This is a genomic window from Niveispirillum sp. SYP-B3756 (assembly GCF_009495745.1).
Classification (GTDB): Bacteria; Pseudomonadota; Alphaproteobacteria; order Azospirillales; family Azospirillaceae; genus Niveispirillum.
Genome location: NZ_WIDQ01000001.1, coordinates 506,916 through 529,770 on the forward strand (window position 1 = coordinate 506,916; position 22,855 = coordinate 529,770).

The 22,855-nt window shown below is 65.0% G+C and carries 22 protein-coding genes; 12 read left to right on the top strand and 10 right to left on the bottom strand.

What is annotated here, in order from left to right; translation table 11 throughout:
* Positions 1-100: 100 nt before the first annotated feature.
* The 4 genes from GE253_RS02415 to GE253_RS02430 all read right to left on the bottom strand — a co-directional run bounded on the left by GE253_RS02415 (position 101) and on the right by GE253_RS02430 (position 3,716).
* Positions 101-676, bottom strand: coding sequence for a hypothetical protein (locus GE253_RS02415; RefSeq protein ID WP_153202509.1), 576 nt, complete (start codon positions 674-676; stop codon positions 101-103).
* A complete protein-coding gene (gene dapE, locus GE253_RS02420; RefSeq protein WP_153202510.1) occupies positions 676-1,830 on the bottom strand; it encodes a succinyl-diaminopimelate desuccinylase in 1,155 nt (384 codons plus the stop codon). Before dapE ends, GE253_RS02415 begins: the two co-directional genes overlap by 1 nt.
* Positions 1,831-2,041: 211 nt before the next feature.
* Entirely contained in the window at positions 2,042-2,884 is an 843-nt protein-coding gene (gene dapD, locus GE253_RS02425) for a 2,3,4,5-tetrahydropyridine-2,6-dicarboxylate N-succinyltransferase (RefSeq protein ID WP_153202511.1), read from the bottom strand.
* A gap of 103 nt (positions 2,885-2,987) precedes the next feature.
* On the bottom strand, positions 2,988-3,716 hold the full coding sequence (locus GE253_RS02430; RefSeq protein WP_247878436.1) for a pyrimidine 5'-nucleotidase: 729 nt from the start codon (positions 3,714-3,716) through the stop codon (positions 2,988-2,990).
* 128 nt (positions 3,717-3,844) lie between these two features.
* Between GE253_RS02430 and GE253_RS02435 the strand changes: the two genes are divergently transcribed.
* From GE253_RS02435 to pheT, 9 genes are all read left to right on the top strand, one after another.
* The gene (locus tag GE253_RS02435) at positions 3,845-5,545 is read left to right on the top strand and encodes a diguanylate cyclase (RefSeq protein WP_348770759.1); all 1,701 of its coding nucleotides are present in this window, start codon (positions 3,845-3,847) and stop codon (positions 5,543-5,545) included.
* A gap of 111 nt (positions 5,546-5,656) precedes the next feature.
* Positions 5,657-6,940, top strand: coding sequence for a DUF2336 domain-containing protein (locus tag GE253_RS02440; protein WP_153202514.1), 1,284 nt, complete (start codon positions 5,657-5,659; stop codon positions 6,938-6,940).
* Between the two features lie 7 nt (positions 6,941-6,947).
* On the top strand, positions 6,948-8,234 hold the full coding sequence (locus GE253_RS02445; RefSeq protein ID WP_153202515.1) for a CCA tRNA nucleotidyltransferase: 1,287 nt from the start codon (positions 6,948-6,950) through the stop codon (positions 8,232-8,234).
* Positions 8,235-8,399: 165 nt separating this feature from the next.
* Entirely contained in the window at positions 8,400-10,373 is a 1,974-nt protein-coding gene (locus tag GE253_RS02450; RefSeq protein ID WP_173012455.1) for a methyl-accepting chemotaxis protein, read from the top strand.
* A 13-nt stretch (positions 10,374-10,386) separates the two neighbouring features.
* Entirely contained in the window at positions 10,387-10,932 is a 546-nt protein-coding gene (locus GE253_RS02455) for a DUF924 family protein (protein WP_153202516.1), read from the top strand.
* A 193-nt stretch (positions 10,933-11,125) separates the two neighbouring features.
* A complete protein-coding gene (gene ubiG / locus GE253_RS02460; RefSeq protein ID WP_153202517.1) occupies positions 11,126-11,875 on the top strand; it encodes a bifunctional 2-polyprenyl-6-hydroxyphenol methylase/3-demethylubiquinol 3-O-methyltransferase UbiG in 750 nt (249 codons plus the stop codon).
* Positions 11,876-11,933: 58 nt separating this feature from the next.
* Complete coding sequence (locus GE253_RS02465; protein ID WP_153202518.1) at positions 11,934-13,379, top strand: short-chain fatty acyl-CoA regulator family protein; 1,446 nt, start codon at positions 11,934-11,936, stop codon at positions 13,377-13,379.
* A gap of 138 nt (positions 13,380-13,517) precedes the next feature.
* Positions 13,518-13,910, top strand: a complete 393-nt coding sequence (locus GE253_RS02470; protein ID WP_153202519.1) for a spore germination protein GerW family protein — start codon at positions 13,518-13,520, stop codon at positions 13,908-13,910.
* Between the two features lie 144 nt (positions 13,911-14,054).
* Complete coding sequence (gene pheT / locus GE253_RS02475) at positions 14,055-16,445, top strand: phenylalanine--tRNA ligase subunit beta (protein ID WP_153202520.1); 2,391 nt, start codon at positions 14,055-14,057, stop codon at positions 16,443-16,445.
* A gap of 170 nt (positions 16,446-16,615) precedes the next feature.
* On the opposite strand, the gene GE253_RS02480 is transcribed toward pheT, so the two are convergent.
* The 6 genes from GE253_RS02480 to GE253_RS02505 form a co-directional block, all read right to left on the bottom strand.
* Positions 16,616-16,837, bottom strand: a complete 222-nt coding sequence (locus tag GE253_RS02480; RefSeq protein ID WP_089290278.1) for a hypothetical protein — start codon at positions 16,835-16,837, stop codon at positions 16,616-16,618.
* 42 nt (positions 16,838-16,879) lie between these two features.
* Complete coding sequence (locus tag GE253_RS02485; protein WP_089290279.1) at positions 16,880-17,125, bottom strand: hypothetical protein; 246 nt, start codon at positions 17,123-17,125, stop codon at positions 16,880-16,882.
* Between the two features lie 41 nt (positions 17,126-17,166).
* The gene (gene pspC, locus GE253_RS02490) at positions 17,167-17,826 is read right to left on the bottom strand and encodes an envelope stress response membrane protein PspC (RefSeq protein ID WP_153202521.1); all 660 of its coding nucleotides are present in this window, start codon (positions 17,824-17,826) and stop codon (positions 17,167-17,169) included.
* Positions 17,823-18,050: an envelope stress response membrane protein PspB gene (pspB, locus tag GE253_RS02495; RefSeq protein WP_153202522.1), complete on the bottom strand. Its 228-nt coding sequence runs from the start codon at positions 18,048-18,050 to the stop codon at positions 17,823-17,825. The genes pspC and pspB overlap by 4 nt, the downstream gene beginning before the upstream one ends.
* Before the next feature lie 103 nt (positions 18,051-18,153).
* The gene (gene pspA, locus GE253_RS02500; protein ID WP_153202523.1) at positions 18,154-18,828 is read right to left on the bottom strand and encodes a phage shock protein PspA; all 675 of its coding nucleotides are present in this window, start codon (positions 18,826-18,828) and stop codon (positions 18,154-18,156) included.
* A 13-nt stretch (positions 18,829-18,841) separates the two neighbouring features.
* On the bottom strand, positions 18,842-19,054 hold the full coding sequence (locus GE253_RS02505; RefSeq protein WP_089290283.1) for a hypothetical protein: 213 nt from the start codon (positions 19,052-19,054) through the stop codon (positions 18,842-18,844).
* Positions 19,055-19,313: 259 nt separating this feature from the next.
* On the opposite strand from GE253_RS02505, the gene pspF reads away from it, so the two are divergent.
* From pspF to GE253_RS02520, 3 genes are all read left to right on the top strand, one after another.
* Positions 19,314-20,462: a phage shock protein operon transcriptional activator gene (gene pspF, locus GE253_RS02510; RefSeq protein WP_153202524.1), complete on the top strand. Its 1,149-nt coding sequence runs from the start codon at positions 19,314-19,316 to the stop codon at positions 20,460-20,462.
* Between the two features lie 247 nt (positions 20,463-20,709).
* Positions 20,710-20,943 carry a FeoA domain-containing protein gene (locus GE253_RS02515; protein ID WP_244559679.1) on the top strand — a complete coding sequence of 78 codons (234 nt, stop codon included), beginning with the start codon at positions 20,710-20,712 and terminating at the stop codon, positions 20,941-20,943.
* 7 nt (positions 20,944-20,950) lie between these two features.
* A complete protein-coding gene (locus tag GE253_RS02520; protein WP_153202526.1) occupies positions 20,951-22,807 on the top strand; it encodes a ferrous iron transporter B in 1,857 nt (618 codons plus the stop codon).
* The last annotated feature ends 48 nt before the right edge of the window (positions 22,808-22,855 follow it).

Genomic DNA, 22,855 nt, shown 5'->3' on the forward strand with positions numbered 1-22,855 from the left:
TCCCTCAAGTGCCGGGCGGCGGCGTCCGCCGCCTTGGCTCACGCCGCACGAGCGGCGGGCCGGCGGTCGCCGGCCTTCAACCCGCCGGAAGGCGGGTTGGTTATCCCACCGCTTGCGTCGCGGAATTGATCAGCAGATTGAGAGTGAGGTCGCTCAGCAGCAGGGCGCTGGCCAGCAAACCGTTGCAGGCCAGCGACTGGCGCAGCACGAACCAGCCATAGACCAGCAGCCAGAGCATGGGCAGGACCAGCGCACCACTCACCGCACGCGCCCCCGCCTCCCCACCGCCGGACAGGCCCAGGGACAGGGTGACGAACAGGGCATAGACCAGCATGGCCACCAGCTGCGACCAGTTATAGGCCACCACCATCAGACCGATGCGTGATCCATGCCCCATGGCCTGCGCCAGATGGCAGGCCAGCAGCAGGAATCCTGTGACATTGGCCGCCATCGTCACCGCCTCCACCGCCAGATAAAGCGGCAGGCCCAGCTTGCCCAGCATCGGGTCGCCCAACGCCACGGAGATCAGCAGGGAGAGCGGGAAGACCAGCAGATAGACCCGGAAGCTGCGCGCAATATCCGCATCGCTGTCGCTGAAACAGGCCATGCCGCCGGCATCCAGCCGCAACAGGCGCAGGGCGCCAGCCAGCCCCTGCCGGGTTTCAGGCGACAGCATCAGGCGGCCTTGCCGGCGAAGAAATCAACCAGCACCCGGTCATAGATGCTGGTCAGTTGGATCAGGTCGGCCACGGCCACATGTTCATCCACCTTATGCATCGTGGCGCCGACCAGCCCGAATTCCACCACCGGGCAATGATCCTTGATGAAACGGGCGTCCGATGTGCCACCGCTGGTGGACAATTCCGGTTGCTTGCCCGTCACCGCCTGCACGGCCCCGGCCACTGTGGCCACCAGGGGGCCGGGCGGGGTCAGGAAGGCGACACCGCTGGTCTGCATCTTCAGATCCCAGGCGCCCCCCACCTCTTCCAGCACATCGCGGATATGGGCTTCCAGGCTGTCGGGCGTGTGCAGATCATTGAAGCGGATGTTGAACTTAGCCGTGCCCTTGGCCGGGATCACATTGCTGGCCGGGTTGCCGACATCGATGGTGGTCAGCGCCAGGGTGCTGGGCTGGAAATGGGCCGTGCCCTCATCCAGCGGGCTGCCGGCCAGCAGGGTCAGCGCCTCCGTCAGGCGGGGCAGCGGGTTATCCGCCAGATGCGGATAGGCGACATGGCCCTGCGCGCCATAGGCCGTCAGCGTGGCGGTGACGGAGCCGCGCCGGCCAATCTTCATCATGTCGCCCAATGCCTTCGGGTTGGTGGGTTCGCCCACCAGACAAGCGTCCATCACCTCCCCCTGCTCTCGCATCCAGTCCAGCACCTTGCGGGTGCCATTGATGGACGGCCCTTCCTCATCCCCCGTGATCAGCAGGGAGATGGAGCCATTGGGCGCACCGTTGCGATCCAGGAACAATTTCGTTGCGGCAACGAAACAGGCGATGGCACCCTTCATGTCGGAGGTGCCGCGCCCGAACAGCTTGCCGTCAATGATCTCCGCCCCGAACGGATCGACGGTCCAGCCGGCGCGGTCGCCGGTGGGCACCACATCGGTATGGCCAGCGAAGCAGAAATTGGGGCTGGCGCTGCCCAGGCGGGCATAGAGATTGTCCACCGGGTCGGTGCCCGGCTCCTCAAACCGCAGGCGGGTGCAGGTGAAGCCCATCTCGGTCAACACCCCCTCCAGCACCCCCAGCGCCCCGGCATCGGCCGGGGTGACACTGGGGCAACGGATCAGGGCCTGGGTCAGGGCGACGGGATCGATGGACATGGGGGAAGCCTGGGGGTTGGGGGGCTTGATCCGAGAGAGATTGCGCCAGTTAGAATTCTTAACCAATTGAAATCCTTAACCGTCACCCCGGCGAAGGCCGGGGTCCAGGATTTCAGGGCGCATTGCTCTACGAACTGGACCCCGGCCTTCGCCGGGGTGACGGTCAAAATAAGGGCATTTCAGGAAAACGTCTGTTACGCGCCTTCGCCCATCAATCACGCAGCAGATCGTTGATGCTGGTCTTGGAGCGGGTCTGCGCGTCCACGCGCTTGACGATCACCGCGCAGGACAGGCTGGGGCCCGGCGTGCCGTCCGGCAGCGGCTTGCCCGGCAGGCTGCCCGGCACCACCACGGAATAGGCCGGCACCCGGCCGACAAACACCTCACCGGTGCTGCGGTCGATGATCTTGGTGGTGGCGGAGATGAAGACGCCCATCGACAGGACAGCCCCCTGCTCCACGATCACGCCTTCCACCACTTCCGACCGCGCGCCGATGAAGCAATCATCTTCGATGATCACCGGGCCGGCCTGCAGCGGTTCCAGCACGCCGCCGATGCCGACACCGCCGGACAGGTGCACATTCTTGCCAATCTGGGCGCAGGAACCGACGGTGGCCCAGGTATCCACCATGGTGCCCTTATCCACAAAGGCGCCGACATTGACGAAGCTGGGCATCAGCACCACGCCCGGCGCCACATAGGCGCTGCGGCGCACCACGCTGCCCGGCACGGCGCGGAAGCCGGCCTGACGCCAGGCTGCCTCGTCCCAGCCGACAAACTTGGACGGCACCTTGTCCCACCAGGTGGCCCCGCCGGGGCCGCCCTGGATGACGCTGTTGTCATTCAGGCGGAAGGACAGCAGTACCGCCTTTTTCAGCCACTGATTCACCACCCAGGTGCCGTCGATCTTTTCCGCCACGCGGGCTTCACCCTTGTCCAGCAGGGACAGGGCGGCTTCCACCGCGTCGCGCACGGTGCCCTGGGTGGAAAAGCCCAGGCCCTCGCGGTTGTCCCAGGCGGCATCGATGGTGCGGGAAAGATCAGCGTGGCTCATGTTCTCTCAAAGTCCCGTTTGTTAGTCCCCGGCGGTCGGTCGCGCATTTTCATTACATTGTCCACCGGATCGCCGGGGACAATGGGCGGGAGCCCCCGCCCTGTCAACGTGCCGGCGCGGATGACAGGTCCGTGGCCAGCGCCACCAGCCATGTCTCCAGATCATCGATAATGTGATGCACATGCTCGCCCGGATGGTCGGTCGGGGCGGCAACCTCCCCGATCTTGTTTTCCGGGTGGGAGAAGGCGCTGTCGGCGCGCAGCCACACCGTGGTCATGCCCATGGCGGCCGGCGGCACCAGATTGCGGTGCAGATCTTCCACAAAGGCGGCGCGGCGGGAATCGATGCCGAAGCGGGCCACCATCTCCGCATAGGGCTGCGGGTCCGGCTTGGGCCGGTAATCGGCGGCGACAATATCGAAAATGCCGGTGAAATACCGGGCAATGCCCAGCCGTTCCATGACATTTTCCGCGTGGCGGACGGACCCGTTGGTATAGATCAGCTTGCGCCCCGGCAGGGCGGCAATGGCCTCTGCCAGCGCCGGCGACGGCGTCAGCGCGGTGACATCAATATCATGTACATAATGCAGGAAGCGCTGCGGATCGGTGCCATGGTCCAGCATCATCCCGCGGAGCGAGGTACCGAAGCGGCGATAATAATCCTTCTGCAACTGCTTGGCGGCCACCGCATCCAGCCCCAGTTCAGTGGCAATGAAATCGGTGATGCGCACATCAACCTGGGCGAACAGGTTGCAGGCGGCGGGGTAGAGCGTATTGTCCAGATCGAAGATCCATTCCTGGACATGCGCGAAGGGGGCGGCAGGGGCGGTCATGGCGTCATCTTTCATCATGGCGGGGAAGATGCGACTTCATCGCCCTATCCGCAAGCCCGGTGGACCGCAAGCCGGGAGTGCGTTACCACTTTGGAGCCATTATCATTGCCGGTGGAGTTTTGCCCGCTGTGACGTCCTTTCCCGGTTCTGATCTTCCCGCCACTCCGCACGACCCCACCGCCGGTACTGGTGAAAACCAGGTGGGGCCGGTCCAGGCCGTGCTGGATGGCTGGCCGGGCCCGGCTTTGTGCCTGGGGCCGGACGGGCGCATCCTGGCGGCCAATGCAGCGGCGGAAATCCTGGCCCAGCGCCATGATGGCTGGTCGGCCGATCTGATGCGCTGGGCCAGCACCGGCGGCCCGGCCGCTGAGGCCACGCGGTCGGTGCCGGTGGAAACCGGGCACGGGCCGGGCGTGGTGGAATTCACCGCCGCCTTGCTGCCCGGCGGCAAGGTGCTGTGCCTGGGCCGTGACGCCACGCTGGAACGAAGGCTGCGCCATGCCCTGACGGAATCACGCCAGCGCTATAAGGATCTGGTCGATATCTCCTCGGATTTCGCTTGGGAGGTGGGGCCGGACGGGCGGTTCGTCTTCGTCTCCGCCGCCGGCGCCATCGGCTATAGTGCGGAACAGTTGATCGGCCGCCACCCGTCGGAATTCGTGCTGTCGGACTTTGCCGACCAGCCGCTGCCCTTTGAAACCGATGTGCCGATCGAGCGGACCGAAGTGTGGATGCGCGGGCGGGAGGGTGATGCCTTCTGCCTGATCTCCTCGGCCGTGCCGCTGCGCGGGGCGGAGGGTTACTGGGTCGGCGCGCGGGGCGCCTGCCGCGACATTACAGAGGCCCGCGTCAAGGGCATGGAACTGGCGCAGGTGCGCCTGCGTGAGAAATATCTGGGCTATATCGTCTCCTCCACCCGCGATGATGTGGACCCCAGCAAGACGCTGGAAATCGCCGTCGGCGTGGCCACCAACGCCACCGGGGCCGCCGGTGCCCGGCTATATGCCCGCACCGGTGATGTCTTCCTGCCGGCGGCGGGGCCGCCCGCCACTCTGGTGGAACCGGCGAAGGATCAGGTGGCGGCCCTGCTGGAACAGGCGGCCCTGCAGCCGACCCCGCTGGTCGGCGGCGATGACCAGATCAGCCTGCTGGCCTGCCGCACCCTGTTCCGGCACGAGGTGAATGGCGCCGTCATGGTCTGGCAGGCCGACGGCCGGCCCTGGAGCGAGGAGGATGTCTCCATGGTCCAGGCCATCGCCGATCAGGTCGGCGTCGCCGTGGCCCAGGCCCGCTACCAGGAACGGCTGAAAACCCTGTCGGAACGCGACGGGCTGACCGGTCTGTATAACCGCCGCACCTTCATGGAATTGCTGGAACAACGGCTGGAGAAGCAGACGGGCGGCAGTTCCGCCCTGCTCTATTTCGATCTGGATAATTTCAAGGCGGTCAATGACAAGCTGGGCCATGGGGCCGGCGATGATGTGCTGCGCGCCGTGGGCGACCTGCTGCGCCGGCTGGCCCGCGTCGCCGATCTGGCCGGACGGCTGGGCGGGGATGAATTTGTGCTGTGGATCGACCGGGTGGATGAAGCCCAGGCCATGGCCGTGGCCGACCGGCTGCTGCGGGAGGCAGCGGAATTCCTGCGTCCGCTTTCCGCCTCGGAAGACAAGCCGCTGGGCGTTTCCATCGGCGTCGCCCCCTATCGCGGCGGTACGGTGGAGACGGCGCAATCCTTGATTGATCGCGGCGATCAGGGCATGTATGCGGCCAAGCGCATGGGCAAGGGCCACCGGGCCCTGGCCCCGGCAGCCCCCGCAGCGGAGATGTGAGGCCGGCGCGGGTCGACAAAAGGTATCGGCCTGCGATACCTACGTAAATATGCAGACACCGTTGCTTTCAGTGGGTCGGCCGGCTGGGACCGGCCTGGGATGGTCGGGTAAATGAACAAGAAAACGGAAGGCCTTGATTACGATACCGCCAAGCGTCTGGCTGCCAGCCAGGACGCCGGTGATCGTCGCCTGCTGGCCAGCCGGGCCGATACCCAGCCGGAAATCCTGTTCTTTCTGGCCAATGACACCAGTGCGGAGGTGCGGCGGGAAATCGCCCGCAACAACGCCACCCCGCGTCAGGCCGACCTGCTGCTCTCCCATGATCCCGATGAACAGGTGCGCAGCGGGCTGGCGGCCAAGATTGCCGCACTGGTGCCCTCGCTGCCCGCCGACCGGGTGGGCCAGATCGAGCGGATGACCCTGGATATCGTGGAGACTCTGGCCCGCGATCAGGCCACCGCCGTGCGCCGCGTGGTGGCCGACGCGCTGAAGGATCAGACGGGCGCCCCGGCCCATATCATCCAGCAACTGGCGCGCGATCTGGAATTGTCGGTCAGCGGACCGGTGCTGCGCCATTCGCCCATCCTGACCGATGACGATCTGCTGGATATCATTGCCGGCCAGCCGATGGATGGCAAGCTGGTGGCCATTGCCGAGCGCGCCGGCCTGTCGGGCAATGTCTCCGCCGCCGTGGCGCGGACGGAGAGCGAGGCGGCGGTGGCGGCCCTGCTGGCCAACCAGTCGGCTCAGATCCGGGAAGAGACGCTGGACCGCATCATCGACATGGCCCCCCGGTTTGAGCCCTGGCACGCCCCGCTGGTGCGCCGGCCCAGCCTGCCGCCCAAGGCGGCCGCCCGCATTGTCGGCTTTGTCAGCCAGCAACTGGTGCGCGTGCTGGAAAGCCGCACCGACCTGCCCGACACGGTGGTCAAGGCGGTGCGCGGGGCCGTGGCCGATCTGGCCCGCGCCAGCGCCCGGCCCGGTGCCGGTGGCGGGGCGGAACCGCTCGGCCTGGTGGATGAGCTGACGACGGATGCGCCGAAGGAACGGCCGATGGACCGGGCCCGCAAGCTGCACGCTGCCGGCAAGCTGGACGAGGACGCCATGGCCGATGCGTTGACGCGCGGCGACCGGGGCTTTGTGCTGGCTGGCCTGTCGCTCCGGGCCAATGTGCCACTGGAAGCGGTGGACAAGATCATTGGCGGGCAGAGCGCGCGGGCGGTCACCGCGCTTTGCTGGCGGGCCAAACTCTCCATGCGGTTCTGCCGGCAGATACAGCTGCGCGTGGCCAATATCCCGCCCGCCTCCGTGCTGAATGCGCGGGGTGGCGACACCTACCCCATGTCCGACAGCGAGATGAGCTGGCAGCTTGAGTTTTTCGGGCTGAAAGGGTGAGCCCGGCATGAGCGAGGGGCAGCCCCATGCCGGCCCTGCCGGCCGCGATCTGGCGGGGGCCATCCATGCCACAGCCGGCGAGGGGGCGCGCATCATCCTGGAAGTGCTGATGCGGTCGGGGGAAGAGGCGCGGCTGATCGGCGGCTGCGTGCGCGATGCCATTCTGGGCCTGCAGCCGGGTGATATTGACATTGCCACCCCGCTGCTGCCGGAAGAGGTGATGCGCCGCCTGAAGCAGGAAGGCATCCGCACCATCCCCACCGGCATCGACCATGGCACCATCACCGCCGTGGTCGGCCGCGCCAGCTATGAAATCACCACCCTGCGCCGGGATGTGGAAACCGACGGCCGCCATGCCAAGGTGATGTTCTGCCAAGACTGGCTGGAGGATGCGCAGCGGCGCGACTTCACCATCAATGCCCTGTCGCTGACGCCCGAAGGCGAGCTGTTCGACCCGTTTGGCGGGCTGGCCGACCTGCGGGCCGGGCGGGTGCGCTTCATCGGCAACGCGCGGGAGCGCATTGGTGAGGATGTGCTGCGCATCCTGCGCTTCTTCCGCTTCCATGGCCGGTTCGGCAAGGGGCCGCCAGACCGCGACAGCTTTACCGCCTGTGCCACACTGGCGCCGCTGCTGCCCGGCCTGTCGGGGGAGCGGATCGCCAAGGAGCTGCTGGCCATCCTGCGGCTGGACCGGGCGGTGGAGATCTGGCGGCTGATGCTGGAGGCGGGGGTGGTGGCGCAGACCCTGCCCACCGCCACCCGCCTGAAACGGCTGGAGGCACTGGACCGGCTGGAATGGGTGCTGGGGGAGGCCGGGGCTATGGCGCATCTGGCCGCCTTGCTGCCCCCCGGCCCCGTGGGGGCAGCCGACACGGCCGAGCGGCTGCGCCTGTCCAACAACCAGCGCAACCAGTTGCTGGCACTCTGCGCACCGACGGTGGATGTGCATCCCGATCTGACGGTGACCAGCCGGCGCCACGCCCTGCAGAAACTGGGGCCAGAGCTGTACCGCGACCTGCTGCTGCTGGCCGCTGCCGACCGGGGCACGGCAGCGCAGGAACTGCTGGAACCGCTGGCCGAGGCGGCCACCTGGGTGATCATCCCCTTCCCGCTGAAGGGCCGCGACCTGCTGGAACAGGGCGTGCCGCCCGGCCCCGATCTGGGCATCCTTCTGGCCGGTCTGGAGGGCTGGTGGGCGGCGCGCGATTACCGGCCTGACCGGGAGGAATGCCTGGCGGAACTGGCCCGCCGCCTTAGTTTACGCAACAATGCAGAAGAAATGGGCAATGGATGATTAAATAGGCACTAGATTTCTATAAGGAAATTTTTCTTCGCTTGTGAATTTCGCAACAACCGATTTCAATCATCGCTTCCTGATTTTCTACGCCAATGGCAATAATTAGCCGTTTCGTATACCAAGCGCGACCGTGACAGCATGGGCGGCAGACGGGGAACGATAATGCGGCTGACGAATAAAATAATATTGATGGCAGTTCTGGTGGCCCTGGGAGGCCTGTTGCTGGCCAATGGGCTGGTCGGCTGGCGGGCACTGGATGCCGCGCGCGTGGATACCGAACGCCTTTATGAAGGCCAGGTAGTGCCGCAGCGGGAGCTGAAGATCATCGCCGATGCCTATGCCGTCTTTGTGGTGGATGCCTCCCACAAGGTGCGCAACGGTAATTTCACCTGGGCCGAAGGGCTGGCCAGCGTCACCCGGGCCAAGGGCGATATTGCCCGCAACTGGGAACTGTTCCGGGCGCGGCCGCACACGGATGCGGGCGAACGCGCCCTGATCGATCAGGCGGCCGCCCGGTTCCGCCCCGCCGATACCGGGGTGACGGAGCTGCTGGGCATTTTGCAGGCCAAGGATGCCGCCGCATTGGATGATTTCGTCAAGAACCGGCTGTACCAGACCATCGACCCCGTCTCTGAAAGCATCACCCACCTGATCGATCTGGGGGTGGAAAACGCGGGCAAGCTTTATGCGCAGACGGAAAAATCGGCGGATAATGCCACCCTGATCGCCAAGCTGCTGATCGCACTGGGGATTGCCGGCATTGCCGCCGGCCTGTGGGCGGTGCTGAACCGCGTCGTCCGGCCGCTGGAGGCACTGACCGGCACGCTGGCCCTGCTGGCACGGGAAGATTACCGGGTGGCCGTGCCCGGCCTGGGCAAGCAGGATGAGATCGGCGACATGGCCCGCGCCATTGAGGTGCTGAAGGCCCATGGTGCCGAAGCCCAGCGCCTGCGCGCCGATCAGGAACGCCAGCGGGAAGAGGCGGAACGGCTGAAGCGCCAAGCCTTGGAATCCATGGCCCAGAAGGTGGAAAGCGAAACCCGCACCGCCGTGGACCAGGTGGCCGCCCGCGCCGGCGAGATGGATGTTCATGCCGACGCCATGGCCGTTTCCGCCGAGCGGGTGGCCAAGAACAGCCATAATGTAGCCGCCGCCGCCCAGCAGGCCCTGCACAATGCCGAAACCGTGGCATCCGCCGCCGAAGAACTGTCCGCCAGCATCCGGGAGATCAGCGGACAGGTGGCCCATGCCAGTGCGGTCAGCCGCAATGCCGTGACCAAGGGCCAGGAAACGCAGCAGACCATCCTGTCCCTGTCCGATGCGGTGGCCCGCATCGGCGACGTGGCTCAGCTGATCAGCGATATTGCCAGCCAGACCAACCTGCTGGCGCTGAACGCCACCATTGAGGCGGCACGCGCCGGGGAGGCCGGCAAAGGCTTTGCCGTGGTGGCATCGGAGGTGAAGAATCTGGCCACCCAGACCAGCCGGTCGACGGAGGAGATCACCCGCCAGATCACCGAGATCAATGGCGTCACCAGCCAGGCCGTGGCCGCCGTGCGGGAGATCGGCCGCACGATTCAGGAGATGGACCATATTTCCGGCACCATCGCCGCCGCCATTGAGGAACAGGGGGCAGCCACCCAGGAAATCAGCCGCAATGTGCTGCAGGCGGCCGACGCCGCCCGCGAAGTTTCCAGCCGCATCACCGAAGTATCGGCCGAGGCCGGCAGCACCGGCGACCGCGCTGGAACGGTGCGCGGCACGGTGACGGAGGTGACGCAGAGCGTGACGGACCTGCGCACCACCCTGGTCCGCGTCGTCCGCACCTCCATGGCGGAGGTGGATCGCCGCATTGCCGAACGGGTGGCGGTGGATATGCCGGCCCAGCTGGAAATGGGTGGGCGCCGGCTGGACAGCCGCCTGCGCAACCTGTCCAGCGGTGGCGCGCTGATCGCCCCGGCGGAGGGCGTGCCGCAGGGCGCCCAGGGCCGCCTGCATCTGCAGGATCTGGGGGCCATCAGCTTCAGCGTGCTGGATATTTCCGCAGACGGTATCCATCTGCTGTTTAGCGATGAAGCGGCGGCCCGTACCACACTGGCCCCCTGGCTGGCCCGCCAGGTACCCACCGCTGCCTGAGGGAGGAAGGTCCATGGATGTGATCGGACAAGTGCTGGATTTCTGGTTCCGCCAGGCCGGACCGTCGAAATGGTTCGGTGGCGGGCCTGATTTCGACCAGGAAGTGGCGGAACGGCTGGGCCCCCTGCATGAACAGGCCGTGGCCGGGGAACTGGCGGATTGGGCAGCCACGGCGGAAGGCGGGCTGGCGCTCTGCATCCTGCTGGATCAGGTACCGCGTAATATCTTTCGCGGCACCCCACGCGCCTTTGCCAGCGATGCGCAGGCCCTGGCCATTGCCCGCGATCTGGTCGCGCGCGGGTTGGATATGGAATTGCCCGATGATGACCGCGCCTTCCTCTACCTGCCTTTCGAACATTCAGAGACGATGGAGGATCAGCGCCAGTCCGTGCGCCTGTTCGCCAGCCGCACCCTGAGCCCGACCTACCTGGAATATGCCTGCAAACATCTGGTGGTGATCGCTGAATTCGGCCGATTCCCCCACCGCAACGCCATTCTGGGCCGGACCAGCACGCCCGCGGAGCTGGACTATCTGGCCCGGCCCGGGGCGGGGTTTTAAGGGATAGCAGACCGAAGCATCCGGCGCCATGGGCGGTCAGTGGAAGCTGATCGGGCGCTTCTTCGGGAATAACGGCAGGCGGAATAGATGGGCCAGACCCGCCCTGTGGCCAAGCTGCCACCTGTACGTCGTCGTCCCGCTGCGCTAAGTCATCCTTTCATAGACCCCCCGCCCTTGCCAGGGAGCCAGCCCCATGAACGCCGCCACCGCCCGCACCACCATCGATCAGGCGGAGATCGAGCGGTTCAGCCGTATCGCCGCCGAATGGTGGGATCCGGCCGGCAAGTTCAAGCCGCTGCATAAGTTCAATCCCGTCCGGCTGACCTATATCCGCGATGCCATCTGTGCCGCCTATGGCCGCGACCCCAAGGCGCCCCGTCCGCTGGAAGGCATTCGCATCATTGATGTCGGCTGCGGTGGCGGCCTGCTGTCCGAGCCGCTGGCGCGGCTGGGTGCCAGCGTCACCGGGGTGGATGCGGCGGAAAAAAATGTGAAGACGGCCGCTGCCCACGCCGCCGAAACCGGCGTCAGCGTCGATTACCGTGCCACCACGGCGGAGTCCCTGGTGGCTGCCGGGGAGCAGTTCGACGTGGTGTTGGCCATGGAAATTGTGGAGCATGTGGCCGATGTCGACCTGTTCCTGGATGCCGTGGGCAAGCTGGCCCGGCCGGGCGGGCTGGTCTTCATGGCCACGCTTAACCGCACGGCCAAGGGCTGGCTGCTGGGCGTGGTCGCGGCGGAATATCTGCTGGGCTGGCTGCCGCGTGGTACGCATGACTGGAAGAAGTTCCTGCGCCCGTCGGAACTGGTCGGTGGTTTGCGCCGCGCCGGCGTGGCCGTGCGCGATATCAGCGGTGTCGCCTATAACCCGATCAGCGACAAATTCAGCCTTTCGCCCACGAATCTGGAGGTGAACTACCTGCTCTGGGGCGTACGGGAATAATGACCGGTTCCCGGTATGATATTACATTTCCAACCCCCGTCACGGAAGGTCGGCACCCATGTCTGAAAAGAAGGCGATGCTGGGCCACAAGGTCCGCCGTCTGCGCCGCGACCTGAAGATGACCCAGGCGCAGATGGCGGAGGAGATCGGCGTCTCCCCCAGCTATCTGAACCTGATCGAGGCAAACCAGCGACCGCTGACGGTGGCGCTGCTGCTGAAAATCGCCTCTGTCTATGGCATCGACATGGCCAGCTTCGCGGAGGATGACGAGACGCGGCTGGTCGCCTCCTTACGCGAAGTCTTCGCCGATCCCCTGTTCGAAGCTGGCGACATCAAGACCCAGGATATGAAGGAATTTGCCGCCGTCGCCCCCACGCTGGGCCATGCGGTGGTGGCGCTCTACCGTGCCTATCGGGAAGCGCGGGAAGATCTGGGCGGGCTGGCGGAAAAGGTGGCCGACCGCGACAAGTTACAGGTGATCGGTGCCCAGGCCTTCCCGCAGGAGGAAGTGTCGGAATTTTTCCAGGCCGAACAGAACCATTTCCCTGAGCTGGAGGAAGCGGCAGAGGAAATGTGGATCAGCGCTGACCTGGACAGCGGCAATCTTCAGGGCAGTCTCGCTGCATATCTGGAAAAGCGCCATGGTGTGCGCGTACGGATGATGCCGCAGCCGGTGATGGGCGGGGCGATCTGCCGCTATGACCGGCATTCCAGGCGGGTGCTGATTTCCGAAATGCTGGACCCGGCGGGGCGTGTCTTCCATCTGGCGGCACAGACAGCCCTGCTGGGCCAGGGGGCGGCACTGGAAGCCGCCATCGGACGCGGTAATTTCGGGCACGAGGAATCGCGCCGACTGGCCCGCGTCAGTTTGGCCAATTATTTCGCGTCCGCAATGATGATGCCCTATGGCCGGTTCCTGACGGCAGCGCGGGAAGTTCATTATGATATCGAAATTCTTCAGCGACGCTTCGTAGCCTCCTATGAACAGGTGTGCCAGCGGCTGACCTCCCTACAAAGGCCTGGGGCGAAAGGGGTGCCTTTCTTCTTCGCCCGCACCGATCAGGCGGGCAATATGTCCAAACGGTTCAGCGCGGCACCCGGCTTCCATTTCGCCCGCTTCGGCGGTGCCTGCCCGCGCTGGAACATCCATGATGCTTTCCGCCAGCCGGGGCAAATCCAAACCCAGATTGCCCGGATGCCCGATGGCAGCGCCTATCTTTCCGTCGTCCGCAGCGTGTCGAAACCCGGTGGCGGCTGGAAACAACCGGCACGCCATTTTGCCATCGCCATTGGCTGCGACATCGCCCACGCTGGTCAGCTTGTCTATGCCGATGGACTGGACCTGTCCAACCTGGACGCGGCCACCCCGGTGGGGGTGAATTGCCGCGTCTGTCCCCGCCTGGACTGCACCCAACGTGCCTTCGCCCCCCTGTCCCACCGGCTGGCGGTGGACGAACATATCCGGGGCGTTTCCAGCTATGTCAGTGTCGGCGCGGGGGTTTAAGCCCTTGTGCCGAGGCCGCCGGAGTCCCGGTGGCGTTTCCATGGCGGAATGCATCCAGATACACCGATATATTTTAATTTACGCCTCATGGTTGTAATGCTATTTTGCTGCATCGCGGGAAGATAGCGGAGCTTCACAATGCTGCCCAATCTGTTTACCACCGATCCGACCCAGGCGCTGATGACCACCATCACGCGGGAATTCGACCAGATCCTGGAAAATGGCGTGCTGGGCACGCCGGTGGTGGTGGGCAATGTCACCATCGTGCCCGTGATGATCACCAGCTTCGGTATCGGGGCCGGCGGCGGTTCGCTGATGGGGGAACCGGTGGGCGGCGGCGGTGGCGGCGGGGTGGTCCCCTGCGCCATGATCATCGTCGGGCCAGACGGGGTACAGGTGCATGAAATGTCGCATCAGACCACCGTGCCTGCATCGGAAAGCATTGGCCGGCTGGCGCATAATCTTGCCCTGCGTGGCCAGGGTGGCCGCACCGCCATGATGCAGGATGGCAGCGGGGCGGCGGTGGCGTGACCCCACCCGCCGCCCAGGGCTGGGCAGGGCTGCACCGGCGGTTGCCGGGTGGATCGTTGATCTGGACCGGGCTTTGCGGATATTGATGGGGCCACGCGATTTCCCGCCCGGTCATCGGGCGCCAGACAATAACGGTCCCCTCCCATGAAGTTCACCCTCTCCTGGCTGAAGACGCATCTGGATACCGACGCCACGCTGGACCAGATCACGGAAAAGCTGACTGCCCTTGGCCTGGAAGTGGAAGGGGTGGAGGATCGGGGGGCCGCCCTGGCCGGCTTCCGCATCGCCCATGTCGTCTCTGCCGAAAAGCACCCGAACGCTGACAAGCTGCGCCTGTGCATGGTGGATACCGGGGCCGGTGAGCCGGTGCAGGTGGTCTGCGGCGCGCCCAATGCGCGCGAAGGCATCAAGGTGGTGTTCGCCGCCCCCGGCACGGTGATCCCGGTTTCCGGCGATACGCTGAAGGTGGGGGCCATCCGTGGCGTGGAAAGCCGCGGCATGATGTGTTCGGAACGCGAATTGCTGCTGTCCGAGGAACATAACGGCATTATCGAACTGCCGGCGGATGCGCCGGTGGGGGCCGCCTTTGCCGATTGGCGCGGCCTGGGCGACCCGGTGATCGAAATCGCCCTGACGCCCGACCGGGTGGATTGCGCCGGCGTGCGCGGCATTGCCCGCGATCTGGCCGCCTCCGGCCTGGGCACGTTGAAGCCGCTGCCGGCCCCCGCCGTCACCCCCGGTTTCGACAGCCCGCTGGCGGTTGATCTGGCCCATCCCGGCTGCCCGCAGATCGGTTTCCGGGTGATCCGGGGTGTCAAGAACGGCCCCAGCCCGAAATGGTTGGCGGACAAGCTGCTGGCTGTCGGCCTGCGCCCGATCAGCGCCCTGGTGGATATCACCAATTTCTTCAGCCTGGACCAGTGCCGCCCGCTACATGTGTTCGATGCCGCCAAGCTGCAGGGTGCCATCGCCCTGCGCCCCACGGTGGCCGGCGACACGCTGCTGGCCCTGAACGGCAAGGAATACACCACCCCCGCCGGCCTGATCGGCATCTATGATGATGCCGGGCTGATCAGTCTGGCCGGCGTGATGGGCGGGGAAAAGACCGGCGTGACCGCCGATACGGTGGATGTGGTGCTGGAAGTCGCCACGTTCGAACCGGTGCGCATTGCTGAAGCCGGTCGCGCCCTGCAGATCGACAGCGATGCCCGTTACCGCTTTGAACGCGGCGTGGATCCGGCCAACCTGTCCGACAGCGTGGAACGCGCCACCGCCCTGATCCTGGAACTGTGCGGCGGCACCGCCGGTGCCGTCACAATGGCGGGTGCCGAACCGGCCTGGCAGCGCAGCATCGACCTGCGCCCGGCCCGCGTCGCCGCGCTCGGCGGGGTGGATGTGGCCCAGGCCGAACAAAGCCGTATCCTGGAAACGCTGGGTTTCGGCGTGACCGCGGTGGAGGGCGTCCTGCGCTGCACCGTGCCGTCCTGGCGGCGCGATGTGGAGGGTGAGGCCGATCTGGTAGAAGAGGTGCTGCGCGTCCATGGCTTTGACCGCATCCCCGCTACCCCCCTGCCGCGCGATGCCTCCACGCCGAAGCCGGCCTTGACCGCCAGCCAGCGCCGCACCTTTGCCGCCCGCCGCGCCGCCGCCGGTCGCGGGCTGCTGGAATCGGTGACCTGGTCTTTCGTGGAGCCCAAGGTCGCCGCCCTGTTCGATGGCGACAAGGATGAACTGCGGCTGCTGAACCCGATCAGCGCCGATCTGGCGGTGATGCGCCCCAGCATCCTGGCCACCCTGGTGCCCGCCATCGGCCGCAACGCCGCGCGCGGCTATGCCGATGTGTCGTTGTTTGAGGTTGGGCCCGCCTTCCGCGATGGCAGTGAGAAGGGCCAGGATCTGGTGGTGGCCGGCGTGCACGCCGGGACGGCCGTGCCGCGCAACTGGGCCAAGGGCGAACGCGCCGTCGATGCCTTTGACGCCAAGGCCGACGCGCTGGCCATTCTGGAAGCCGCCGGCGCCCCGGTCGGCAACCTGCAGGTCACCCGCGATGCGCCAAGCTGGTACCATCCGGGCCGGTCGGGTGTGCTGCGCCTGGGCCCCAGCGTGCTGGGCCGCTTTGGCGAACTGCACCCGGCTTTGCTGGAGGCGCTGGATGTAGAAGGCCCTGTGGTGGCGTTCGAACTGTTCCTGGATGCCGTGCCGGCGCCGAAGAAGAAGGTGGGCACCGCCAAGCCGAAGCTGGAACTGTCCGCCTTCCAGCCCGTCTCCCGCGATTTCGCCTTCCTGGCCCCGGTGGCCCTGGAAGCGGACAAGCTGGTGAGGGCTGCCAAGGGGGCCGACAAGGCGCTGATCAGCGATGTCAGCGTATTCGACATCTATGAAGGCAAGGGTGTGGAGCCGGGCTTCAAATCCGTGGCGCTCACCGTGACCCTGCAGCCGGTGGAAAAAACCCTGACGGATGCGGAGATTGAAGCCGTGGCCGCCAAGGTGGTGGCCGCCGTGGCCAAGGGCACCGGGGCCGGCCTGCGCGGCTGAGCCTCTTTTCCGCCCCCGTCCATAAAGGATACCCCGGTACTGGCCGGGGTATCCTTTCTTGTGCCCAGCCAAGGCGGCGGATACCGCCACCCGGCACTTAAGGAAACACCCAATCCCCTTGATCGGCAACAATCAAAGGGGATTGGTATATATTTGATTTTACTTGTTTTTCATGCGCGGGCGCGCCAGCCGGGGGCTTCGGCATCCAGGATGCGTTCCAGCTGGCCCACCCGTTCTTCCAGCCGGTGGGCCCGGTCGGACAGTTCGGCGGCGGCCCCTTCGGACAGGCCGTTCAGCTTCATGGCCCGCATCTTGGTCAGGTGCTTCATCACAATGGCAACGATGGGGATCAGCAGCGCCACCACCGGAATGATAAAGGGTGTGTTGAACATGGGGGCCGGCCTCAGGGCTGGGGTGGTCAGTGCTGGGGCGAATCAGGGCTTGTTGCCCAGGCCGCGCAGCTGTCGGTTCAGATCGAATTCCGGGCTGGTGACATAGCGTTCAATATCGCCAACCCGGCGGTCAATCTCATCAAAGCCACGGAAGCGGCGGCGCAGCGCCAGCTCAGCTTCGGCGGCCTGCACATCAATCTCCTGCCAGCGGCGCAGATGGCGCAGCACGATGGCAATGATGGGGATGCTGAGCGCCAGAACCGGGATGATGAAGGGGGAGTTGAACAAGCGCGCCTCCGCTGCGAAGGGGGGCCGACCGGGGGCGGCCGTTACTTCCGTTCCAGATCGCGGAACTGGCGGTGCAGGTCATATTCGCGCGAGGCGACGAAACCTTCCAGCCGGCCGATCTCCTGATCCAACTGCCGGAATTTGTTGCGCAGGGCGGACAGCGTCTGTTCCGGCTTGGTGGCAACCGAGCGCCAGAACACCTCTTCCTCCTGGCTTTCATAAAGGCCTAGCGGCTGCTGCTTCAATATCCACCACAGGATAGGGTAGCCGAACAGAAAGACCGGCGGGAAGCAGAAGAAACCGATGACGAAGACCAGCCGGACAATCCAGCTATCGACATTCAGATAATCGGCGATGCCGGCGCAGACGCCGCCCAGTTTGGCATCGGTGCGGCTGCGATAGAGCTTGTGCGGGTTGGGTGAGCGGGTATTGATCGGTTCCATCGCGTCCTCCTCCTGCTCCGCACCGCGGCTATAGACGCCGCTGTCATAGACATAGGCACTGCCCCCCCTGCGGCGGCGGCCATAACGGCCGGGATCGAAGCCCAGATATTCGCCCCAGCTCTGCTCCGGGCGCTTGCCCAGCAATTCATATTGCCAGTCCTTCTGCCCCGGCCGATTGGCGCGATAGCGCCGACGGCTGGAACCGGGGGGCGGTGGATAGTCACCGCCCCGGCCGTAGCCTGGATGATCGTTGCTCATGCTTTCGACCTCCAGCCCGGCGCTTCGGCATCCAGGATCTTTTCCAGCTGGCGGATGCGGTCCTCCATCTTGCCGGCGCTGTGCCAGAGATCGGACAGCATCTGTTCGTCATCAACCGACAGGGTCTTGGCGATACGCCATTTGGTAACGTAGTGGAAAATGATCCAGACCGGCGCCACGATCACCATGAAGATGATGGCGACGACAATTGCTTCCTGCGGCATTATTGCCCCCTATACTCCCAGGCTTGGCCCCGAAAGGCGGCCCCGCCATCAACCAACCTTGCAGCCGATCCGGCGGGGTCGCCCCCATCTTTCGGAGCCATGCTTATTCCGGCTGTGCCTTGGCCGCCAGCTTCGCCTTCAATGCCTGAAGTTCCGATTCCACCTTCGACTCGGCTTCAAGCTCGGCAATCTCCTCGTCCAGGCTCTTGGTGCGACCCATGCCCAGCACTTCGGATTTGCCTTCCAGCACATCCAGGTTGCGCTCCACCTGCTCAAACCGGCTGAACGCGTCGGTGATGCGCTCATCATAAAGCTGGGTACGCACCTTCAGCCGGTTGGTCGCCGTCTTGTGACGGGCGATCAGGGCCTTTTCGCGGGTCTTGGCATCGGCCAGCTTCTGCTGCAAAGCAGCAATATCCTCGCTGGTCTTGGCCAGCGCGCTGTCCAGCCGGGCCAGCTCGCCGGCCATATGCTCTGCCGCTTCGGCCAGTTTGGCCTTGGCGACCAGGGCACCCTTGGCCAGGTCTTCCCGGTCCTTGGAAAGCGCGAATTCGGCCTTGCGCTGCCAATCCTCCGACTCGCGTCGGATATCGACCAGCTTGCGCTCGATCTCCTTCTTCTCCGCCACAGTCTTGACCGCAGAGGAGCGCACCTCGACCAGGGTGTCTTCCATTTCCTGGATGATCAGGCGGACCAGCTTTTCCGGGTCTTCCGCACGATCCAGGATGGCATTGATGTTCGAATTAACGATGTCGCCGAGGCGGGAAAAAATGCCCATGTCAGGCTCTCCTTCAGGCAAGGGCAATGAAAAGGTTGCTCAATCCGGTGGCGACCGCAAGGATGATCCACGCTTCCACCGGCACAGCCCGGAAATCTTCGTAAAGATCCCGGAACATGCCGCCAGTTGCACCCCCGGCGTGACGGGTGAAGAACCCGGCCGTGCCATAAGTGAAGCTGTCGGTCTGCCGATCCTTGGCGGCGCTGTCCAGTGTGAAGTCGGTCATTTTTGCGTCCCCTTCGCGTCTTTGAGTGTCCCCGGTGTCCGAGACAATATAAGCAAAGGGCGTGCCAAGCGGTGGCGTTGTCAGTATTATTATTTAAAATCAAAGACTTAGTATTTTTTGCCAATCTGTACTTCCCATGGTCGCTTGGCTAAATTTCAAATTCTTGGCGATTTGAACCACTCTCTCGCCAAATGCGCCATTTTACGATTATAGTGGCGACCATCATCACCCCGCCGCCCTGCCAACGGACGCGCCCCCCATGTCGCCCAATGTCAATCCACCCTCCCTGATCGGTCAGGCCCCGTCCTTCCTGGGGCTGATGGAACATGTCTCCCAGGCAGCCCCGCTGAACCGGCCCACCCTGGTGATCGGGGAGCGCGGCACGGGTAAGGAACTGATCGCCGCCCGTCTGCATTACCTGTCGCCGCGCTGGGACAAGCCGTTCGTGAAGCTGAACTGCGCGGCGCTGTCCGAAACGCTGCTGGAAACCGAACTGTTCGGGCATGAGGCGGGGTCATTCACCGGGGCTGCCAAGCGCCATGTCGGCCGGTTCGAGCAGGCCGATGGCGGCACCCTGTTCCTGGACGAGATCGCCACCGCCACCCTGCGGGTGCAGGAAAAGATCCTGCGCGTCATTGAGTATGGGGAGTTCGAGCGGGTGGGCGGCACCGTTACCATCAATATTGATGTCCGGGTGGTGGGGGCGACCAATGCCGATCTGCCGCGCCTGGCCGATCAGGGCAAGTTCCGTGCGGATTTGCTGGACCGGCTCTGTTTCGACGTGGTGACCATTCCGCCCCTGCGCGCCCGGCCGGAGGACATCCGCATCCTGGCCGATCATTTCGGCATCGCCATGGCCAAGGAACTGGGTCGCCCCTATTTTGGCGGCTTCACCCCGGATGCCATGCAGCAATTGCTGGCCTATGACTGGCCGGGCAATGTGCGTGAATTGAAGAATGTGGTGGAACGCGCCGTCTATCGCACCGCCGATCCGGAACTGCCCATCACCGATGTGCAGTTCGACCCGTTCGAGTCGCCCTGGCGGCCCAAGCAGATGGCCATCTATGCCGATGCCCCGGTGATCGCCCATCACCACCATCACAGCCCCGCCCCGCCCCAGCCGGCGGCCCCGCCATCCTCTGCCAACGGTGCCGCCGCCCCACCGTCCCCCGTTCCCGGCTGGCCAACGGAGGGGGGGCCGTGCGATTTCCTCAACCTCGTCTCCGATTTTGAAAAGGCCCTGCTACGCGCTGCCCTGGAACGCAACCAGTTCCACCAGAAGCGAGCGGCTGGCGACCTGGGCCTGAACTATCACCAGTTCCGGGGATATCTGCGCAAATATGGCTTGCTGGAAAAGCGCCATGGTCCCCGCAATGGGGAAGAGATGGAGGAGGGGGAAGAGGGTTGATACCCAAGGCCGATGCGGTGCACGCATCGGCCTTGGGTACGGCGGCGACTGCCGTCGCGCGCCAGGTGGCGCGTAAGCCGAGCCTGCGGATGCAGGCGCTGGCGACTGAAGCCCAGCGATCGGAAACAATCGCTGGGACGCGTATAATCCCCCCTCCCTGCGTCGCGGGGCCGCAGCTATTCAAGTGAGAGTGACTTGCGTTCGTGTCCGGGCTGGCCTATGCCGGTTCATGAACGGAGATTCGTCCATGAAGCTATCCACCCTGCGCCGGGGCCAACAGGCCCGCATCCACCAGATCAACGCCTCTGACAGCCTGACCCGCAAGCTGCTGGAGATGGGGCTGGAGGAGGGCATGGATGTGACCCTGCTGCATGAAGGCCCCATCGCGCGTGATCCCATCGCCATCCGTATTGCCGGTGACCGGGTGATCGCGCTGCGCCGCCGTGACGCCGACGCTATCCATCTTTCCCCGCTTTCCTGACATCATCATGGCCAAACAACCGCTGATCGCCATTGCCGGGATGCCGAATTCCGGCAAATCGGCCCTGTTCAACCGGTTGACCGGCAGCCGCCAGAAGGTGGCCAACTATGCCGGGGTGACGGTGGAGCGCAAGGAAGGTGCCTTCACCACGCCCGCCGGCCATGCCTGCCGCCTGCTGGACCTGCCGGGCGCCTATTCGCTGCGCGCCCGCAGCCCGGATGAGGCGGTGACGCGTGACGCGCTGCTGGGAAGGCTGGCCGATATCGAACGGCCGGATTTCCTGATCTGCGTGGCCGATGCCACCAATCTGAAACTGCATCTGCGTTTCGTGCTGGAAGCCAAGGCCCTGGGCGTGCCGATGGTGCTGGCGCTGAACATGTTCGACATTGCCGAGCGCCGGAAATTCAGCATCAACCCCGCCGAACTCTCCCGCCTGCTGGGCATCCCAGTGGTGCCGACGGTGGCCGTGCGCGGCGGCAAGGTGGAAGCCCTGCTGGCGGCGGTGGACCAGTATCTGGCCAACCCGGTGGATCACCCGGCCCCGGAATGGCAGGAGCCGACCACCGGTGAATTGCGCGTCCTGAACCGGCAGGCCATGGCGCTGCTGGATCAGGCCGGCATCGCCTATGGTGTGCCGCCGGTCACCAGCTATGCCATCGACCGGGTGCTGCTGCATCCGGTGTTCGGGCTGCTGATCCTGATGGGATTGATGTTCTTCGTTTTCCAGTCGGTCTTCACCTGGTCGGCCTGGCCGATGGACCAGATTGACGGGGCGGCCACCGCACTGGGGAGTTGGCTGGGCAGCCAGTTGCCGGACGGGCTGTTCCGCAGCTTCATTGTTGATGGGGTGGTGGCCGGTATCGGCTCCGTCATCGTCTTCCTGCCGCAGATCCTGGTGCTGTATTTCTTCATCCTGGTGCTGGAAGACAGTGGCTATATGGCACGTGCCGCCTTTCTGCTGGATCGGCTGATGGGCGGGGTGGGGCTGCATGGCAAGAGCTTCATTCCCCTGCTTTCTTCCTTCGCCTGCGCCATTCCCGGCGTGATGGCGGCCCGCACCATCGAACATAAGCCGGACCGGCTGACCACCATCCTGCTGGCACCGCTGATGACCTGCTCGGCCCGCCTGCCGGTCTATACGCTGTTGATTGCCGCCTTTGTGCCCAACCGCGAGGTGGCCACCGGCATCAACCTGCAGGGGCTGGTGATGTTTGGGCTTTATATGGCGGCACTCAGCACCGGCCTGCTGGTCGCGTTTGTGTTGAAGCGCTTTGTCTATACCGAACAGGTGGACAGCTTCGTCATGGAGCTGCCCACCTACAAGATGCCGACGCTGCATAATATCGCTTTCGGCCTGCTGGAACGGGCGCGGATTTTCCTGCGCCGGGCCGGTGGCATCATCTTTGTCGTCATGGTGGTGATCTGGGTGCTGTCCAGTTTCGGCCCGCACGGGATCAGCGGCAATATCGAACAGAGCTTTGCCGGCATCATCGGCATCGCGCTGGCCCCCTTGTTCGCGCCCATCGGCTTTAGCTGGCAGATGGTGATCGCGCTGATCCCCGGCATGGCGGCCCGTGAAGTGGCGGTAACGGTGCTGGGCACCGTCTATGCCATCAGCGCCGATAACGAAGAAGGGCTGGCCAGCGGGCTGGCAACGACGCTGCAATCCAGTTGGGCCCTGCCGGCCGCCATTTCCTTCCTGGTCTGGTACATCTTCGCCCCGCAATGCATCAGCACGCTGACGGTGATCCGACGGGAGACGAACAGCAGCAAATTCATGTGGGCGACCTTCGCCTATCTGTTTGCGCTGGCCTATTGCATGTCCTTTCTGGCCTTCCAGATCAGCAGCGCCTTGTTGGGGTAATGCCATGGGCATGTCCCATGCCCCTTGAAGGCCGGCACACGAAGGAAA

Excerpts from the sequence above, each read along its gene's own strand:
- ubiG (WP_153202517.1), top strand. The coding sequence starts at position 11,126 with ATGAACGCCGCCACCGCCCGCACCACCATCGATCAGGCGGAGATCGAG.
- GE253_RS02520 (WP_153202526.1), top strand. The coding sequence starts at position 20,951 with ATGGCCAAACAACCGCTGATCGCCATTGCCGGGATGCCGAATTCCGGC.
- dapD (WP_153202511.1), bottom strand. The coding sequence starts at position 2,884 with ATGAGCCACGCTGATCTTTCCCGCACCATCGATGCCGCCTGGGACAAC.
- GE253_RS02465 (WP_153202518.1), top strand. The coding sequence starts at position 11,934 with ATGTCTGAAAAGAAGGCGATGCTGGGCCACAAGGTCCGCCGTCTGCGC.
- GE253_RS02445 (WP_153202515.1), top strand. The coding sequence starts at position 6,948 with ATGAGCGAGGGGCAGCCCCATGCCGGCCCTGCCGGCCGCGATCTGGCG.
- GE253_RS02515 (WP_244559679.1), top strand. The coding sequence starts at position 20,710 with ATGAAGCTATCCACCCTGCGCCGGGGCCAACAGGCCCGCATCCACCAG.
- GE253_RS02480 (WP_089290278.1), bottom strand. The coding sequence starts at position 16,837 with ATGTTCAACACACCCTTTATCATTCCGGTGGTGGCGCTGCTGATCCCC.
- GE253_RS02450 (WP_173012455.1), top strand. The coding sequence starts at position 8,400 with ATGCGGCTGACGAATAAAATAATATTGATGGCAGTTCTGGTGGCCCTG.
- pspA (WP_153202523.1), bottom strand. The coding sequence starts at position 18,828 with ATGGGCATTTTTTCCCGCCTCGGCGACATCGTTAATTCGAACATCAAT.
- GE253_RS02415 (WP_153202509.1), bottom strand. The coding sequence starts at position 676 with ATGCTGTCGCCTGAAACCCGGCAGGGGCTGGCTGGCGCCCTGCGCCTG.
- pspF (WP_153202524.1), top strand. The coding sequence starts at position 19,314 with ATGTCGCCCAATGTCAATCCACCCTCCCTGATCGGTCAGGCCCCGTCC.
- GE253_RS02455 (WP_153202516.1), top strand. The coding sequence starts at position 10,387 with ATGGATGTGATCGGACAAGTGCTGGATTTCTGGTTCCGCCAGGCCGGA.
- GE253_RS02430 (WP_247878436.1), bottom strand. The coding sequence starts at position 3,716 with ATGACCGCCCCTGCCGCCCCCTTCGCGCATGTCCAGGAATGGATCTTC.
- pspC (WP_153202521.1), bottom strand. The coding sequence starts at position 17,826 with ATGAGCAACGATCATCCAGGCTACGGCCGGGGCGGTGACTATCCACCG.
- GE253_RS02470 (WP_153202519.1), top strand. The coding sequence starts at position 13,518 with ATGCTGCCCAATCTGTTTACCACCGATCCGACCCAGGCGCTGATGACC.
- GE253_RS02440 (WP_153202514.1), top strand. The coding sequence starts at position 5,657 with ATGAACAAGAAAACGGAAGGCCTTGATTACGATACCGCCAAGCGTCTG.
- GE253_RS02505 (WP_089290283.1), bottom strand. The coding sequence starts at position 19,054 with ATGACCGACTTCACACTGGACAGCGCCGCCAAGGATCGGCAGACCGAC.
- pspB (WP_153202522.1), bottom strand. The coding sequence starts at position 18,050 with ATGCCGCAGGAAGCAATTGTCGTCGCCATCATCTTCATGGTGATCGTG.
- dapE (WP_153202510.1), bottom strand. The coding sequence starts at position 1,830 with ATGTCCATCGATCCCGTCGCCCTGACCCAGGCCCTGATCCGTTGCCCC.
- pheT (WP_153202520.1), top strand. The coding sequence starts at position 14,055 with ATGAAGTTCACCCTCTCCTGGCTGAAGACGCATCTGGATACCGACGCC.